This window comes from Fluoribacter dumoffii NY 23, from assembly GCF_000236165.1.
Classification (GTDB): domain Bacteria; phylum Pseudomonadota; class Gammaproteobacteria; order Legionellales; family Legionellaceae; genus Legionella; species Legionella dumoffii.
Genome location: NZ_CM001373.1, coordinates 3172413 through 3187193, shown reverse-complemented (window position 1 = coordinate 3187193; position 14781 = coordinate 3172413). Strand labels below are relative to the sequence as shown.

Here is a 14781-nt window from a genome sequence, read left to right as displayed (position 1 = left end):
GAGTTACTTCAGATGAACTGAATCAATACCTGGGGTAGGACACCTGCCCCGAAATAAATACAAAATAGTGTGTCCTCTTTATTTACCTCGTGCATGATTCGGGTATAATATGCCCAATTGATCATGTCAAACCAGTTTTCCTGGCGACCATAGCGGTTTGGAACCACCTGACTCCATCTCGAACTCAGAAGTGAAACGAACCCGCGCCAATGATAGTGTGAGGTCTCCTCATGTGAAAGTAGGTCATCGCCAGGGTTTTATTCTTAAAAGCGGCTCTTTAGCCGCTTTTTTTCTTTGTATAATAAACGTCAAAAATGGAACATATACTCAGCCTGGAAGAGAATCAGATTTTGCCAAAATAGTTAAATAACGTATTTATCTCCTGTCTCTTTCCCTAGGCTCGTATAATTGATTTTTATTAGACTTTAGTTTAAGTTAATTTTATTTAGGATAGGTTGTAGTTTATGTTAGTCCAACGAATTTTGGATTTTATCAAAACACTTGAAAAGGAAAGCGCACCGATTCCGTGTGATAAAGTACTCTATGAATGTCTTTCAGAGCGCTTTTCTAAAAAATCCCCTGAGCTCGAGTTGAATAGAGAAGATCTCTTCTTTCTTCTTTGGTGTTATAAATGTCGGTGGGAAGCAATATTTGATAAAGATGATGATTATACCCGTAACCCCTCCTCTATTAATCTCCAGTGGATAAATTTAGCAAGAGAGCTTGCTCCGTTAGTCGACTTGAATTACTTAAAGATATTAATTCCTACTTTAACTAACGACAAGGATTTAAACGATTTTAGCTCTCTGAATGAAACAGTGAATCTGTTTAATTTTTATTTGGGACACGGTGGTAAAACTTTATATCGCAAATGGAGTTTTTGTAAGCACCTGGAACATTGGAATTTTACTTTATCCACTTATAGAGGGGATAAAAGATTAAGTGTTGTCACAATAGATGAATTGGCTCGTTTAAAATTATGCAAAGTTACGCATCGGGAAGTGAGTGTTAATGAGGAAGTCTTTAGCAATTTCTGGGATCTTCTGCGCAAAAAAGTTTTTGTTAATTTAAGCGCCCAGGGGCGTATGCCAATAGGCTTATTGCCGCATTTACTCGAGTTGATTGAACGGTTTTATTATTTAAAAGCGAACAAATCTGATTTTTCGATTTTTAAAAATGAAATAAAAAATTTTTTCAATCGTTTGTATGGTTATGATTTAGCAGATGTAAATTATTTATATGGTTCTAAAATTGATTATAAAGATAATGAGAACTACTTGCTTGATCTTTTTATCACTCTATATACTGCAAATGATTATCAAGAACTGAATTATGAAATTGAAACATTAAGTAAATGGCTATTTCGTGTTAACCCCGATTTAGTAGCCGCATGTACAGAGTTAGAATCTGTTTATAGGGAACTGCAGACAGAAGCAGAAGAAAAGGAGGCTCCCTTTATCCAGTCCGATGCTTTTGTGAATTGTTGCAAATTACTGGTTTCATTACTCACTACTCAATTTGAATTTGCTTTTTTCTTCTCGGGACAAACCTACAGTTTATGGGATAAAAAAAATAATGTATTTCCCGAAGCCTGCGGAATTTTTACGGTTTTATTGCCGGCGATAGCGGCAAATAAGCCTAAAGCTTTGGAAAGTGCGTATGCAGATATTATAAAAAATATTGTTATTCCTGCAAAAAAAGATAAGAGTTGGTGGACGTGGTTATCACGATGTGAATCCACAACTAAGTGGTTAGAGCGTGTTGAAAATTGTAAGTTAAATGAAGTTGGTGTTTATTGGTTTGAGCCCGAGTTATTATTTGATGCACTGCTGCTTTTTGATACCAATAATCCCTCGGTAAAAAAGCAGATTAGCCTGTTTCTTGATGACATAATTCATACTTATGCCCAAAATCAAAATGATCTCATGAAGCAACTCCGGGTTAACATTTTATTTACCGAGTTTTTAAATGGCTTAAGCGAGCATCATCGCACTCATTTACTGAGATTAATTAGAATATGCAGTCCACAAGAGGCAAAATCGAAATTTCTCATTAATTGTACCTATCACATCAATGATCATATCGCCCAGTTATGTCGGAGAGCAGAAACATCTCCAATTCATTTTTTCCCGTCCGCCCATAGAATGGAGCCCCCTAAATTTAATTTGACTGAAGATATCAAGGATGTTGAAAAAATGATGGTTGAGTATAAAACTCAATTGCCCAAGCTTCAGCTTGAAGGAGCGCTGACACTGAAAATTTGCAACTACTTATTAGACATAAGCCATCCTATTTTAAGTGTAAAACAAAAAGAGACAGCTAAAACCGGAGGCAGACCTATTCTCGATTATATAGGCCAGTACTCCTAAACGATCTCCTGGTGGTTATTGCAGTTGGGAACTAGTTTATTTTGTATATTGCGCACAGAGTTTAATAAAATTTTCATATCTTTTTTCCGCGATGAGACCCTCATTTTTTGCTTTGATGATGGCACAATGCGGAGTATCTTTATGAGTACAATTACGGAACTTGCACAGCGAAAGATAGGGCTTGAACTCCGGATAGCCCTGCGCTATTTCGGAGGCATCGATATGCCATAAGCTAAACTCCCTTACTCCGGGTGAGTCAATTAGCGCCCCTCCGCTGGGTAAATGATAATAGCGAGAGTTGCTGGTAGTGTGTCTTCCTAATTCAGATATCTCCGACAGTTCATTTATGGAGATATTTTGCTCATGCGGCAAGATATTGGAGATAAGTGAAGATTTGCCAACCCCTGATTGGCCTACAAAAACACTCACTTGATGATTTAATTTCTCTTTCAGTTGTTGCAAGCTGGCAGGATTGCTTTTACTTGCCTGCAGGACTGGATAAGGAAGACTTCCGTAATCCATGAGTAATTGGGTTTTAAGGGACTCACAGGGTAAGTCAGTTTTATTGAGTAGAATGACCGCATGTAAGTGCAGCGTTTCTGCCATCACCAAATAGCTGTCGAGTAAGGGCCAGGATATTTCGGGTTTGGGTGCGATAACAATAATGAGTTGGCTGATATTGGCAGCTACAGGTTTTAATATGCCTGAACTCGTGGGTTTTGCCAAGACACTACTCCGCGGGTATAGGCTGACCACTACCCCCTGGTTTTTTCCTTCCATTTGCCAAATTACCCTGTCGCCGGCAACTAATGTTTCCAGGTTTGGCCTCATAGAACAGCGTAAGAGATGCCCTTCGTTGTCTTCAATTTCAACATGCCTGCTAAAACGGGTAATGACTAAACCCTCAGCAAGTGCATCATGATTTTTTTTACTTTCATGATAATTTTGTTGGATTTTTTCTATACGGGCAGATTGTTGCTTGCTAATACGTCTTTTACTCATAGTTCAAATCTGTAATATAATCATTCTCAAAATGTTCTTGGCCCTCTGAATGACAGAGCCAAATAATCATACAGTATGAAGGTAAATCAAATCTAATGAAAGTCTATTTGGTTGGTGGCGCGGTTCGTGATCACTTATTGCATCTCCCAGTAAAGGAGCGGGATTGGGTAGTTGTAGGTTCTACTCCCGAAAATTTACTTGCAAAAGGATTTAAAAAAGTTGGGCGTGATTTCCCTGTTTTTTTACATCCCGAGACCGGAGAAGAATATGCCTTGGCGCGCACCGAAAGGAAATCAGCTCCCGGATACTATGGTTTCGCTTGCGATTTCAGTAATACAGTAACTTTAGATGAAGATTTGGCACGTCGTGATTTAACAATTAATGCAATGGCAATGGATGAACAGGGGAGCCTTATCGATCCTTATCATGGGAAAAGTGATTTGGAAGCCAAGATACTTCGCCATGTATCCCCTGCTTTCACAGAAGATCCGGTGCGTGTATTGCGTGTTGCCCGTTTTGCTGCACGGTTTCATCACTTAGGTTTTAAGCTGGCGGATGAAACCCGTTCCTTAATGTATACCATGGTGCAGCAGGGTGAATTGACTCATTTGGTTGCTGAACGAGTATGGCAAGAATGGCAAAAAAGCCTGGAGGAAAAGAGCCCGGAACAGTTTATTATTACCTTACGTTCCTGTGATGCATTACGGGCGATTTTACCTGAGATTGACCGTTTATTTGGGGTTCCGAATCCTTATCGCTACCATCATGAAGTGGATAGCGGGGTTCATACCTTATTAGTTTTACAGGCTGCAGCGGGCTTGAGTAACGATCCAGTCATCCGTTTTGCCGCTTTGGTACATGACCTAGGTAAAGCTTTATCACCAATTCATAATTGGCCTAGTCATCATGGACATGAAGAACGCGGGGTTGCCATTATTGAGGCCTTGTGTTCCCGTTTGCGTATTCCCAATGATTATCGTGCACTGGCAACGATGACGTCACGATTTCATTTAAATATTCACCGTTTGTTTGAGTTACAAGCCAGTACGATTGTAAAACTTTTAGAACGAGCTGATGCATTTCGACGTCCTAACCTCTTTTATAATATGTTGATTGCCTGTCAATCAGATGCAGAAGGGTGCGGACGAAAGATTGATTATCGGCAAGGTAAATTATGGAGTTATTTACTTGCTGAATGTGCTAAAGTGAACAGCAAAGAGCTCATTAATGAAGGTTATAGAGGCGAAGCGATCAAAAGTGCATTGCATCAAAGACGGGTGGCTTGTGTTGAACTAATCTTAAATTCCTGGAAAAAAAAATGAAAAATAATCAAAATTTAATTTGGATAGATTTGGAAATGACAGGACTTGATCCTGAGAGAGACAGAATTATTGAGCTTGCTACTGTGGTAACTGATCCTCATTTAAATATAATTGCTGAGGGCCCCGTTTTTGCTATTTCGCAACCTAAAACTCTACTGGACTCCATGGATTCCTGGAATACAAAACAGCATGGTCAATCCGGTCTGGTTAAACGGGTTTTGGACAGTCAAACCAGTGAACAACAGGCAGAGCAGTTGACGATAAATTTTTTAAAACAGTATTTGGATAAAGGTAAGTCGCCAATGTGCGGTAATAGTGTGTGCCAGGATAGGAGATTTTTATATAAATACATGCCGGATCTGGCGGCATTTTTCCATTACCGGAATTTGGATGTAAGCACATTAAAGGAGTTAGCAATACGTTGGCGGCCTGAATTATTAAATGGAGTGGTTAAAGAATCAAAACACCTGGCTTTGGACGATATTAAAGATTCAATTGCTGAATTAGTTTATTATCGTCACCATTTTATAAATTTAGTGGATGTAAGCAAATGATAGAGAGAGAGCGATTAGAATTACCTGATGGGGCTGACAAGCTGTTACTGCATTCCTGTTGTGCACCCTGTTCTGGTGAGGTGATGGAGGCGCTTATCAGTTCAGAAATTGATTTCACCATATTTTTTTATAATCCGAACATCCATCCTGTTCAGGAATATGAAATCAGAAAAAACGAAAATATTAATTTTGCAGAAAAACACCATATACCTTTTATTGATGCGGATTATGATAAAGATAATTGGTTTGCCCGCGCTAAGGGTTTGGAATGGGAGCCTGAGCGTGGAAAGCGTTGTACAATGTGTTTCGACATGCGTTTTGAACGCACCGCCTTATATGCTCACGAACATGGGTTCCCGGTAATTAGCAGTTCCTTGGGAATTTCGCGTTGGAAGGATATGAACCAAATTAATGATTGCGGTATTCGCGCTGCAAACAAATATCCCAATCTGCAATATTGGACCTATAATTGGCGAAAAAACGGTGGTTCAGAACGGATGTATGAGATAGCCAAGCGCGAAGGATTTTATAAGCAGGAATATTGCGGTTGTGTTTATTCATTACGTGATACAAATGCCTGGCGGAAACAAAAAGAACGGAACCGTATAAAAATTGGAATTAATTATTATTCCGGAGAGCAAAAAGATGAAGGAGCGTTATGAGTATGCATTCACATGGTGATTCACCTCACCACCATGGCCACCACCATGCGGCACCAGTTACCTATGATAAAGCGTTTATCATCTCCATAATCGCTAATGGCCTTTTTGTGATCTTGCAAATTGTCTTTTCCTATTTATCCAACTCTACCAGCTTATTAGCTGATGCATTTCATAATTTAGGGGATGTTCTCGGATTGATTTTAGCTTGGATTGCCGCGGTACTGATGAAGCGTGCGCCGACCAGAAAGTCTACCTACGGGTTAAAAAAAATCTCCATTCTCTCTGCCCTGGCAAATGGAATTTTATTGGTTTTCACATGCGGAATTATTGCAACCGATGCTGTATATAAGTTGTTTTCGCCATCACCAGTTCAGGCCACATCGGTAATGATAATTGCAGGTATTGGCATAGTCATTAACTTTGCTACTGCATTTTTGTTCTCGCGGAATTCTGAGGATTTGAATATTCGCGGTGCCTATTTGCATTTATTTTATGATGCTTTAGTTTCTGTTGGGGTGGTCCTATCTGCTGCATTATTGTATTGGACTGGTTGGTTATGGATTGATCCAGTAGTCGGTTTGCTCATTTCATTAATTATTCTTAAAGGAACCTGGTCTTTATTTGCAGGAAGTTTCAGACTTATTATCGATGGGGTTCCAGAAAATATCTCCTGGACAGCAGTTAGTGAGTTTTTATTAAATAAACCGGGAGTAAAGGGATTCCATGATTTGCATATTTGGGCGCTCAGTACCCAGGAAAATGCTATGTCCGTCCATTTATACATGCCTGATGGGGAACTTTCTGATGAAATAAGAGCAGAATGGGTTGAACAATTACGTCATGAATTTAATATTCAGCATGTGACCATTCAGATAGAAAAAACCCAGACGAATTGTAATGATGCATGCCATCATCCAAAATATTTATAGAATCAATCAAAAAGTGGATGGTGCCAACGGTAAAGTACTTTTGTCTTTGCCTGCAATGAAGTTGGCGCCAACCCGAGGCAAGTAGGTTCAGCCCACCTATTAATCCTGAACGAGACTGGTGATTAACTCCAAACCTCGTTTATAGCTTATACACGCCATAGCTTCTTCTCCAAGTTTCTCATGCAGTTGTCCTTGGGTTTCGTAGGCTAGGGCAGTCGGTTCAATTTCAATTGACTTTTCAAGGTAATATTTAGCTTTTCCCCATAATTTCAGTTGATTACAGATTTGGCCTAAACAAAGATAAAGAGCGGCTGAGTGGGGATTTTTTTTCAGTAATCCTTCGGCAAAAGTAAGCTGTTTTTCATCCGCGGGAAGTAAACTATAAAGTCCAATTAATTGAGGATTAGGGTTTTTACGCAATGCCCGTCTTAATAAATCATTTGCTACGGGATAATCCGCATTTTTTATTAAGAATCGGGCATATTCCGCGATAATATTGGGCTCATCCGCCAAAGCTTTTGGCAGGGATTGAAAAAACGTAGTGATTGCTTTCGTTTGGTTTTGTTTTATCAGATCAATAAATCTCTGTAAATATGCATTATGCTGCAATAATTCGAATTCCTGCGGAGGAACGACCTGATATTTTTTTAAGTCAGGCAATATAGAAATAAGTTGGGGCCAATCCTTTACTTCCTGATAAAGTTGCATGATGAGCTTTAGAACATAAGGATGGCGTGGGGCTATGTCATGCAAATGTTTTAATGTAGCAAGAGCTTGCTCCCATTGATGATTTGCAAGTTGCAATTCCGCCTGCGTCAACTCAACCGCAATTTTGGCTTCAGGCATGGATTGCTGTGCTTCACGCAAATAATCATCGCGTAATTGATTGTCCCCCATTTTTTGGGCTGCCCGCGCGGCTGTTAAATAATTAAGTAATGGGGTATCGGTGTTAGGCAAGGCCTGAATCAAATGATTTTTTGCTTTTAACCAATATCCTTCGCTGTATTCAATTAACCCCTTGCGAGTAATGGCTTGTGCTTTTTGGGACAGACGTTTGGAGTGCCACTGGGTTAATGTCCTTGGAGTCCTGGAAATTTTCTGAAGTAAACGCAGAATAAAATACAGGGCAATAAATAAGATAATGAGGCTAAACGCAGCAACCCAAACGGTAGTTTCAACAGTCCAGTGATTGATTGCAATGAGCACGTAGCCAGGATCTTTATTGAGTTGGATCCCTAAGGCTACAGCTCCCATTAAAATTATAAAAGCAAAAAGAAGGCGGAGCATTATGGGTTTCCTCCTGGTTCACTAGTCTTGCTACTCGCGTTATCTAACGGTTGATTCGTCGAAGCACCCTTTTTGTCAATCAACTCATTAAGCAGCGGCAAAGCGGTCCCCACGGTGGGTCTTTTTTGAATTATATTCATTTGTTGTAACTCAGTCAGTTTTTTAATTAAAGCCGCAGTGTTAGGGGTATTTTCATTAAAATTCTGTTTAAGACTGTTAATTGCCTGTTTCAGAACCAGTTGATAAACGAATGGTTCATTGTTTAGAACAGCCCATTGCGCTTCCTGAATGTTCAGGTGAAGTTTCTCTTTTAGCAGGGCTTCCAATAAAGGAGACATAAGCGGTTTAATCTCTTCACTGTGACGACGAATGATTACTAGTTTTTCCAGAACATTCATACTGCTTTCTATATGCGTACGCCAGGAGGATTTATTTGGAGAGGTGGTTGGGCTTTCTGGTGAGGGTCTGTTTTCATTAACAGGCAAAGGAATGCCTAAATTGTTGATGCTGTTTTGAGCGGCATCCAGTTGACTTAGCAAGCCCGCGACATCTACGGGAGGTAATGCTTGCATTTGAGCAATATCTTTAGCTATGGCCTGCCGTATAGTGAAAACTTTAGAGTCGTTTAATTGTTTCAAGAGCTGATCTGCTTGCTCTAACAAGGCTATTGTTGAGTCAACCCCATTACTCCAGTGAGCGTTGATTTGCGCTAATTCAAGATAATATCGTGCTTTTAGAAGCAGCCAATCCTGATTTTGATAGAACTTTTGGTTCAATGCATTTTGAACCTGTTTATCGAGCTGTTCCAATTTATCTTGTAAATGGGTTTGAAATTCTTCAGTATTACTTGTTTTTGAATTTATTTGTTCTTGGGTTTGATCTTGTTTATGTGCGAATTGCTGCAATTGGGTAGTGAGCTCTGTTTGGGTTTTATTAAGTTGATTGTGCAATTGTTGGTTGAGAGCAATGGCATATGCAGCGACTCCTAAAGCGATTAAGGCAACAATAAAAGCAAATAAAGGTACTATGTAGTTATTCCGGGTAACAGCAGAATTATTTTGGGGGGGTGTTTTTTCAACTGGCGTGGCAGGAGGTACTTTTTTTGTTTTTTTTACTTGTGCTTCGCTGTCGCTTGTCATAAGTTAATCCTTGTCTACGTAGTCAAACAATGTATTCATCACCCGGCCAGGGTGGCATACCCTAATATTTTTTATACCCAATGAAAAAGCCACTTGAGCCAACCGTTCGCTAATCATTAACCATTTTTTGTTACGGAGCCAATTATGGGCTTCCTTATCAAACAACTTAAAAATATTATGAAGAGACAGTTCGCTTGTTAACAGTATAATGTCCACTAAATCATCGCGCCATAGCGATTCAACCCATTGAGGGTTAATTTGCGGAATCACGCGTTTATATACTTTCAGGACGACCAGGTTGGCTCCTTTTTGCGTCAATTGCTCCTCGATGAGTTCTCTGCCTCCCTCTCCCTTAAATAGTAGCACGTTTTGTTTTTCAGGTTGTTGAAATGTTTTTAATGCTAATAAATGTTCACTGTCAGGTATCTCAGGAATTTCACTCACTTGGATACCAAATTTCTCGATCGCAGCGGCAGTTCCTTGCCCAATGGCAATGACCTGGATGGAAGAAGGCCAATCAAGATGTTTCTGCAATAATTGGGTAAAACAAAAATGAACTGCGTTAGCACTAATAAAAATAGCTTTATCTACTGTTTTTAAATTGGGTAGTAAATGAATCCAGTCATTGGGCATCGCCTCGATTTCTATAGTCGGTAGTTCAATTACGTTTCCCCCAGCCGCGCGGATGCTTTGGCTTAGCTCGTGAGCCTGACTTTGTGGGCGAGTGTTTAAAATGCATAACCCGTTCAGTGAATCTTTCATTTTGGGACTGATGCAAGAAGACTTGCTGCACCTTGGGACAGCAAGGATTGCGCGCAATGGTCAGCCATACTTAGTGCCTGCTCTAAGGGTCCCAGTTGCATGCTCTGGATGAGTTGGGCACCATCTAGGGTTAAAATTTTTGCTCTTAGGGAAAGCTGATTGCCCTCTGTGGGGGTACAAAACACTGCCAGCGGCACATGACAATTGCCGCCAAGAAGTGCATTAACTCTTCGTTCCGCATTTACACAAATAGATGATATGGGATCATTGAGCTCTGCAAGTAGCTCCCGGATTTCCTGATCATCATTTCTGCATTCAAGTGCCAGAGCTCCTTGACCGCACGCCGGGAGCATGATTTGCTCGGATAATTGTTCGCTGATGATATCGGTAAATCCCATGCGTTCAAGGCCTGCTGCAGCAAGGATGATTGCCTGATATTCGCCGGTTTTGAGTTTTTCAAGCCGGGTATGGATATTGCCGCGTAATGACTTTACACCTAAATCGGGCCTGTAGGCCAATAGCTGAGATTGACGTCGCAAACTTGAGGTTCCAACAACAGCTTGAGCAGGTAATGCTTGCAGGTTGGGGTATTGGAAACTGACAAAAACATCGAAGGGGTTATCTCTTTTACAGATGGCAACCAATTCCAGGCCTTCGGGAAATTCAGCCGGCATGTCTTTTGAAGAGTGGACCGCAAAATCAGCCCTTTTATCTAACAAGGCCTCTTCTAATTCTTTTACAAACAGGCCCTTACCACCAATAGCCTGGAGTTTATCCCTAAGAAATTTATCTCCAGAGGTGCTCATGGGTAATAATTCAATTTGCAGATTAGGGTGTTTTTTTAATAATAAATCACGAACATGGTTTGCTTGCCACAATGCAAGTGGGCTTTGGCGTGTTGCAATACGCAGGATTCTAGATCTCATATGATACTGCATTTAGAAACGAATGCAGTATCATACTATGATCATTAGGCGGATGCACGCACAGAGAGTGCGATAAATATGTAAGTCCAGCCATTGACGATCATATCAATCGCAATGAACATTCCTATAACCCATAAACCGCTAATCGGCCATTGCATTAGAATTAATACGCCAAGGATTATGGCAGTAATTCCTGCAAATAATAACCAGCCCCATCCTTTAGCGTTTTTTAGAGAAAAAGCAAGGATGATTCGGGTGATGCCAATGATAATCAGTACCCAAGCCAACAAGGCAGTAATTATTGTGGATGCTAAAAAGGGATCATACAACACCACCCCCGCACCGATCAGGTATAAAATAGCAATGATTGTCTGCCAAAATATGCCTTTCCAATCTCTATGCTTGAAAATATCAATAAAATGAGAAATTGCAGAAATTATGAGTAACGCAGCAAAAAAATACATGCTGACCAGGGTTAAACCTATGACCATGCTCAAGCCGATGCAGCCGAGAAAGACAAGTAATATTCCTAATCCCAGGAGCCAGCCCCAGTTTTTTCTTAAAAGATTTGGAGTATAAATTTCAGTTGTTTTTGCCATATCATTTCCTTATTGTGATACATCCATAATGAATAACACTAAGTCAATATACCCTAATTTTCAAAGGGTTGTCGAATGGTGTTATCGCTTCTGACCTTCGCTCTATTGAGGTGAGGTGCCACAGTAATTTTACCTATCAACCCGGGAAAAACAGTTCTATTCATACTGCAGAGAATACTACTTACAGCTATCATAAATGGCACATGGTTTTTGTTTATAATAAGCCCAATAACGGTCTCCATAAGACCAATGCCAATATTCATGCCGATAATTCACAAAGCCAACCGCTTCCAGTGCATGACTCATTATTCTTCTATTTTGCTTTGCTTGCTCGGAAATAATGGTTGAAGCCGTTACTGAAAGAGTCCCCTCTAAATCTTCCATCCAGTCTTTAGGATGAATTCCCATTTCAATAGCTTCTCCTTGTTCATTGATTAAATAGATATCTATTGCAGCTCCTGTTGAGTGAGGAGGGATATTGGGGGAACCATCCAGATTGGTAACTGGAGAAACCATTCGCGTTGTTTCAATAAAAATCTGTTCAGAGGACCATTCAGGATGTTGTTTTTCCACTTTTGCATAACGTATATCAAAAAGAGATTTTTGTAGTGCCAGACTCCGGTAGCTTTCATACAGACAAAAACGTAATCCTTGAGGTAATAAGGATTGAGCTTGTTTCAATTTTTCAAAAACTGTTTTACGCATTTTGGTATAGTCAGTATTATTCGGTATTTCTGGAGAGGGGCCGTAGCTGAGTTCCGGATGTTCGATTAAATCAATCATCGGCTCGTGATTATCAACCACAGAAATAGCGATTATTCTCGGATCTGCAATGAGCAAAACAGGTTCCAGTTCAGGGTGGTCGGACATTTATTTATCCTTATTTTTTTTCATCGACGCAAGGGCTTGTGTCCCCTCATTATAGTTGGAAGACGGCAGCAAGAAAATAATAGCGTTTCGCAGCTCATTTGGTTTTAATCCTGCTGGAAAAAAAACTCACTTATGGGTATGATCCTAAATTATTATCATGAGGTGTACGGGCATGAGGTTGCTGTTTTTAATAGTGTTGTTTGGTTATTCTTTAGCGATGTATGCCTGTAATGAAGAGCGGCAACGAGAAATCCAATTAAGAATTCAACCCGTAGGGGAAGTTTCTGTACAAGGTCAAGCTCAAGCTGAACTAGGTAATAAAACACCAGGTGATGCAGGGGCAAAAAATGAGCCCGGAAAGGATACGTACGAACATTATTGTATTGTGTGCCATCGAGAGGGGCTTGCTGGAGCACCCAAATTCAGAGATGAGCACGATTGGAAACCACGTTTATCCGAAAGAAAATTAGATGAATTACTTGCTTCTTCAATAAAAGGATTGAATGCTATGCCTGTAAAAGGAACGTGTATTAAATGCAGTGATGAGGATCTCAAGGCTGCCATATCCTATATGTTGCCCAAATCATGAGAAAGCCTACTTATAGAAAAATTCAAACCCTTAATGCAGCATTGACGGTGTTTGTATTATTTGCCTCCTTTTATTTTCAATATGTTGTCGGGCTTGTTCCCTGTCCTTTATGCATGATGCAGCGTGTTTGTGTTTTCTTATTATTAGCTGTTATGGGGCTAAGTTTTCGGACTTTGAAAAAAGCACATATAATCAGTTTATTACAAATAATTATTGCTTGTGCGGGGTTATATTTTTCTTTACGCCAATTATGGCTGCAATCCCTACCTGCAGGAGAAGCCCCCGCGTGCATGCCGAGTTTGGATATTTTAATTCATTACTTGCCCTGGCAAACCGTAATAAAAGCTTTATTTTTGGGAACCGGCGATTGTGCAGAAATCAGTTGGCGGCTGCTGGGAATTTCCATGCCCGGATGGAGTGCGATGTATTTTTTATTCATGGCGCTCATGGGATGTTTCCTATTCTGGCATACCCGTTTAAGCACCCTTCGTGAGGAACATTGATAAGTCGTTGATAGTCGAGCGCCTGGCAATTGCAATTTTCTTTCCTGTAAAAAATGTGAATTGCAATGTTCTCGCTTTAAATTGTTTCTGAAGTATTGAACTGCTGATTCTTACTCTCGATACGCGGATCATTTTCTGTCGTTTCAAGTAATAAATGCGGATTAGGTTGATTTTTTTCCGGATGGGAAAAGCGAAGCATCTGATTTTTAAACTGAGTAATGCGGGCAGCGGATTCCAATGCATAGGGCAATGATGTTTTTTGAATGAGCTCCAATAAAACGTGGCGAGGTTGATGGCAGACGATTAACATATCACAGCCTGCTTTTAAAGCCTCTTGAGTTCGGGTCATTAAATCGCCAATATCAGCACCCGTCATACTCAAGCAATCACTTATAATTAACCCCTCAAATTTCAGTTCATGCCGTAAAATGTCTTGCAACCAAATTGTTGAAAAACCAGCAGGTTTATTTGCATCAACTGCTTTATAGGTTACATGGGCAGGCATAATTGCACTAAGTAGTCCCTTTTTATGCAGGTCAATAAATGGTTTTAAATCTTTATTTTTCAATTCTTCAAGTGGTGTAATGGAAACCGGCATGGCCTTGTGTGAATCAACACTAACTGAGCCATGGCCTGGAAAATGTTTCGCAACTGCAGGCATGCCTGCAGCATTCATGCCTTCAATAAAAGCACCTGCCAAAGCGGTGATTACATCAGGATTGTGGTGAAAAGCCCGATCCAAATGGGCAATAATAGGACTTTGAGCATGCAAATCAAGAACCGGGGCAAGGCTTAAATCAATACCGCAGGTGATTAAATCTTTGGCCATAATTTCGCCATATTGTTTTGCAAGCTGGATCCCAACTTCCGGATTTAGATCGTATACATCTCCATAAACGCGAGGTGCAGGAATGGAGCGAAATCCATGGCGCACAAAACGTTGGATGAAACCACCTTCGTGATCAGTGGTGAAAAAAATATGGGGATTGATGGCGTGGATCTCATGAATTAAATCCTCTAATTGCCGGGGATTTGTAAAATTACGGGTAAAAAGAATTATGGAACCTACATTAGGATGGTGCACAATTTCCCGTTCAATGTCCGAAAGTTCTGTACCTTCTAGGTCAATCATGAATAAATTAGAATGGGAACTGGGCATATTTTATATCCTTTTTTGGAATTTGGATGTTAGCATCCACGCGAATGCACTAAACGGTGTATCCTGCGCGCATACAAATTCAATCGTCTCCATGATTCAAGCACATCCC

Annotated in this window: 15 protein-coding genes and 1 rRNA gene; 8 read left to right on the top strand and 8 right to left on the bottom strand. The window is 40.2% G+C overall.

Annotated features, from left to right (window positions below):
* Positions 1–139: 139 nt before the first annotated feature.
* Together rrf and KYQ_RS14505 are read left to right on the top strand one after the other, a co-directional pair.
* Positions 140–255 (top strand): 5S ribosomal RNA (gene rrf, locus KYQ_RS14510).
* A 209-nt stretch (positions 256–464) separates the two neighbouring features.
* Positions 465–2369: a hypothetical protein gene (locus tag KYQ_RS14505; protein WP_019350209.1), complete on the top strand. Its 1905-nt coding sequence runs from the start codon at positions 465–467 to the stop codon at positions 2367–2369.
* A 36-nt stretch (positions 2370–2405) separates the two neighbouring features.
* Here KYQ_RS14505 and rsgA read toward each other — a convergent pair whose 3' ends face one another.
* Complete coding sequence (gene rsgA, locus KYQ_RS14500; protein ID WP_010652421.1) at positions 2406–3371, bottom strand: small ribosomal subunit biogenesis GTPase RsgA; 966 nt, start codon at positions 3369–3371, stop codon at positions 2406–2408.
* 95 nt (positions 3372–3466) lie between these two features.
* On the opposite strand from rsgA, the gene KYQ_RS14495 reads away from it, so the two are divergent.
* From KYQ_RS14495 to KYQ_RS14480, 4 genes are read left to right on the top strand one after another with little or no spacing between them, the layout of a single operon-like run.
* On the top strand, positions 3467–4693 hold the full coding sequence (locus tag KYQ_RS14495) for a multifunctional CCA addition/repair protein (RefSeq protein WP_010652422.1): 1227 nt from the start codon (positions 3467–3469) through the stop codon (positions 4691–4693).
* Entirely contained in the window at positions 4690–5247 is a 558-nt protein-coding gene (orn, locus tag KYQ_RS14490; RefSeq protein ID WP_010652423.1) for an oligoribonuclease, read from the top strand. Before KYQ_RS14495 ends, orn begins: the two co-directional genes overlap by 4 nt.
* Positions 5244–5909, top strand: coding sequence for an epoxyqueuosine reductase QueH (locus KYQ_RS14485; RefSeq protein WP_010652424.1), 666 nt, complete (start codon positions 5244–5246; stop codon positions 5907–5909). Before orn ends, KYQ_RS14485 begins: the two co-directional genes overlap by 4 nt.
* Positions 5906–6838 (top strand): cation diffusion facilitator family transporter, encoded by a 933-nt coding sequence (locus tag KYQ_RS14480; protein WP_010652425.1) that lies wholly within the window; start codon positions 5906–5908, stop codon positions 6836–6838. Before KYQ_RS14485 ends, KYQ_RS14480 begins: the two co-directional genes overlap by 4 nt.
* Positions 6839–6937: 99 nt before the next feature.
* Here KYQ_RS14480 and KYQ_RS14475 read toward each other — a convergent pair whose 3' ends face one another.
* From KYQ_RS14475 to KYQ_RS14450, 6 genes are all read right to left on the bottom strand, one after another.
* On the bottom strand, positions 6938–8125 hold the full coding sequence (locus KYQ_RS14475) for a heme biosynthesis HemY N-terminal domain-containing protein (protein ID WP_010652426.1): 1188 nt from the start codon (positions 8123–8125) through the stop codon (positions 6938–6940).
* Positions 8125–9264: a uroporphyrinogen-III C-methyltransferase gene (locus tag KYQ_RS14470; RefSeq protein ID WP_019350208.1), complete on the bottom strand. Its 1140-nt coding sequence runs from the start codon at positions 9262–9264 to the stop codon at positions 8125–8127. Before KYQ_RS14470 ends, KYQ_RS14475 begins: the two co-directional genes overlap by 1 nt.
* Positions 9265–9267: 3 nt before the next feature.
* On the bottom strand, positions 9268–10026 hold the full coding sequence (locus tag KYQ_RS14465) for a uroporphyrinogen-III synthase (RefSeq protein WP_010652428.1): 759 nt from the start codon (positions 10024–10026) through the stop codon (positions 9268–9270).
* On the bottom strand, positions 10023–10952 hold the full coding sequence (gene hemC, locus KYQ_RS14460) for a hydroxymethylbilane synthase (protein ID WP_010652429.1): 930 nt from the start codon (positions 10950–10952) through the stop codon (positions 10023–10025). Before hemC ends, KYQ_RS14465 begins: the two co-directional genes overlap by 4 nt.
* A gap of 44 nt (positions 10953–10996) precedes the next feature.
* Positions 10997–11551 carry an HdeD family acid-resistance protein gene (locus tag KYQ_RS14455; RefSeq protein WP_010652430.1) on the bottom strand — a complete coding sequence of 185 codons (555 nt, stop codon included), beginning with the start codon at positions 11549–11551 and terminating at the stop codon, positions 10997–10999.
* A 177-nt stretch (positions 11552–11728) separates the two neighbouring features.
* Positions 11729–12421, bottom strand: a complete 693-nt coding sequence (locus tag KYQ_RS14450; RefSeq protein WP_010652431.1) for a M15 family metallopeptidase — start codon at positions 12419–12421, stop codon at positions 11729–11731.
* A 172-nt stretch (positions 12422–12593) separates the two neighbouring features.
* Between KYQ_RS14450 and KYQ_RS14445 the strand changes: the two genes are divergently transcribed.
* Positions 12594–13010: a c-type cytochrome gene (locus KYQ_RS14445; protein ID WP_010652432.1), complete on the top strand. Its 417-nt coding sequence runs from the start codon at positions 12594–12596 to the stop codon at positions 13008–13010.
* Positions 13007–13513, top strand: a complete 507-nt coding sequence (locus KYQ_RS14440; RefSeq protein WP_010652433.1) for a disulfide bond formation protein B — start codon at positions 13007–13009, stop codon at positions 13511–13513. The genes KYQ_RS14445 and KYQ_RS14440 overlap by 4 nt, the downstream gene beginning before the upstream one ends.
* Before the next feature lie 76 nt (positions 13514–13589).
* On the opposite strand, the gene nagZ is transcribed toward KYQ_RS14440, so the two are convergent.
* The gene (nagZ, locus tag KYQ_RS14435; protein WP_010652434.1) at positions 13590–14672 is read right to left on the bottom strand and encodes a beta-N-acetylhexosaminidase; all 1083 of its coding nucleotides are present in this window, start codon (positions 14670–14672) and stop codon (positions 13590–13592) included.
* Between the last annotated feature and the right edge of the window lie 109 nt (positions 14673–14781).

Bases quoted from the DNA above. Each gene is read 5' to 3' on its own strand.
- KYQ_RS14505 (WP_019350209.1), top strand. From the start codon at position 465: ATGTTAGTCCAACGAATTTTGGATTTTATCAAAACACTTGAAAAGGAA.
- rsgA (WP_010652421.1), bottom strand. From the start codon at position 3,371: ATGAGTAAAAGACGTATTAGCAAGCAACAATCTGCCCGTATAGAAAAA.
- KYQ_RS14495 (WP_010652422.1), top strand. From the start codon at position 3,467: ATGAAAGTCTATTTGGTTGGTGGCGCGGTTCGTGATCACTTATTGCAT.
- orn (WP_010652423.1), top strand. From the start codon at position 4,690: ATGAAAAATAATCAAAATTTAATTTGGATAGATTTGGAAATGACAGGA.
- KYQ_RS14485 (WP_010652424.1), top strand. From the start codon at position 5,244: ATGATAGAGAGAGAGCGATTAGAATTACCTGATGGGGCTGACAAGCTG.
- KYQ_RS14480 (WP_010652425.1), top strand. From the start codon at position 5,906: ATGAGTATGCATTCACATGGTGATTCACCTCACCACCATGGCCACCAC.
- KYQ_RS14475 (WP_010652426.1), bottom strand. From the start codon at position 8,125: ATGCTCCGCCTTCTTTTTGCTTTTATAATTTTAATGGGAGCTGTAGCC.
- KYQ_RS14470 (WP_019350208.1), bottom strand. From the start codon at position 9,264: ATGACAAGCGACAGCGAAGCACAAGTAAAAAAAACAAAAAAAGTACCT.
- KYQ_RS14465 (WP_010652428.1), bottom strand. From the start codon at position 10,026: ATGAAAGATTCACTGAACGGGTTATGCATTTTAAACACTCGCCCACAA.
- hemC (WP_010652429.1), bottom strand. From the start codon at position 10,952: ATGAGATCTAGAATCCTGCGTATTGCAACACGCCAAAGCCCACTTGCA.
- KYQ_RS14455 (WP_010652430.1), bottom strand. From the start codon at position 11,551: ATGGCAAAAACAACTGAAATTTATACTCCAAATCTTTTAAGAAAAAAC.
- KYQ_RS14450 (WP_010652431.1), bottom strand. From the start codon at position 12,421: ATGTCCGACCACCCTGAACTGGAACCTGTTTTGCTCATTGCAGATCCG.
- KYQ_RS14445 (WP_010652432.1), top strand. From the start codon at position 12,594: ATGAGGTTGCTGTTTTTAATAGTGTTGTTTGGTTATTCTTTAGCGATG.
- KYQ_RS14440 (WP_010652433.1), top strand. From the start codon at position 13,007: ATGAGAAAGCCTACTTATAGAAAAATTCAAACCCTTAATGCAGCATTG.
- nagZ (WP_010652434.1), bottom strand. From the start codon at position 14,672: ATGCCCAGTTCCCATTCTAATTTATTCATGATTGACCTAGAAGGTACA.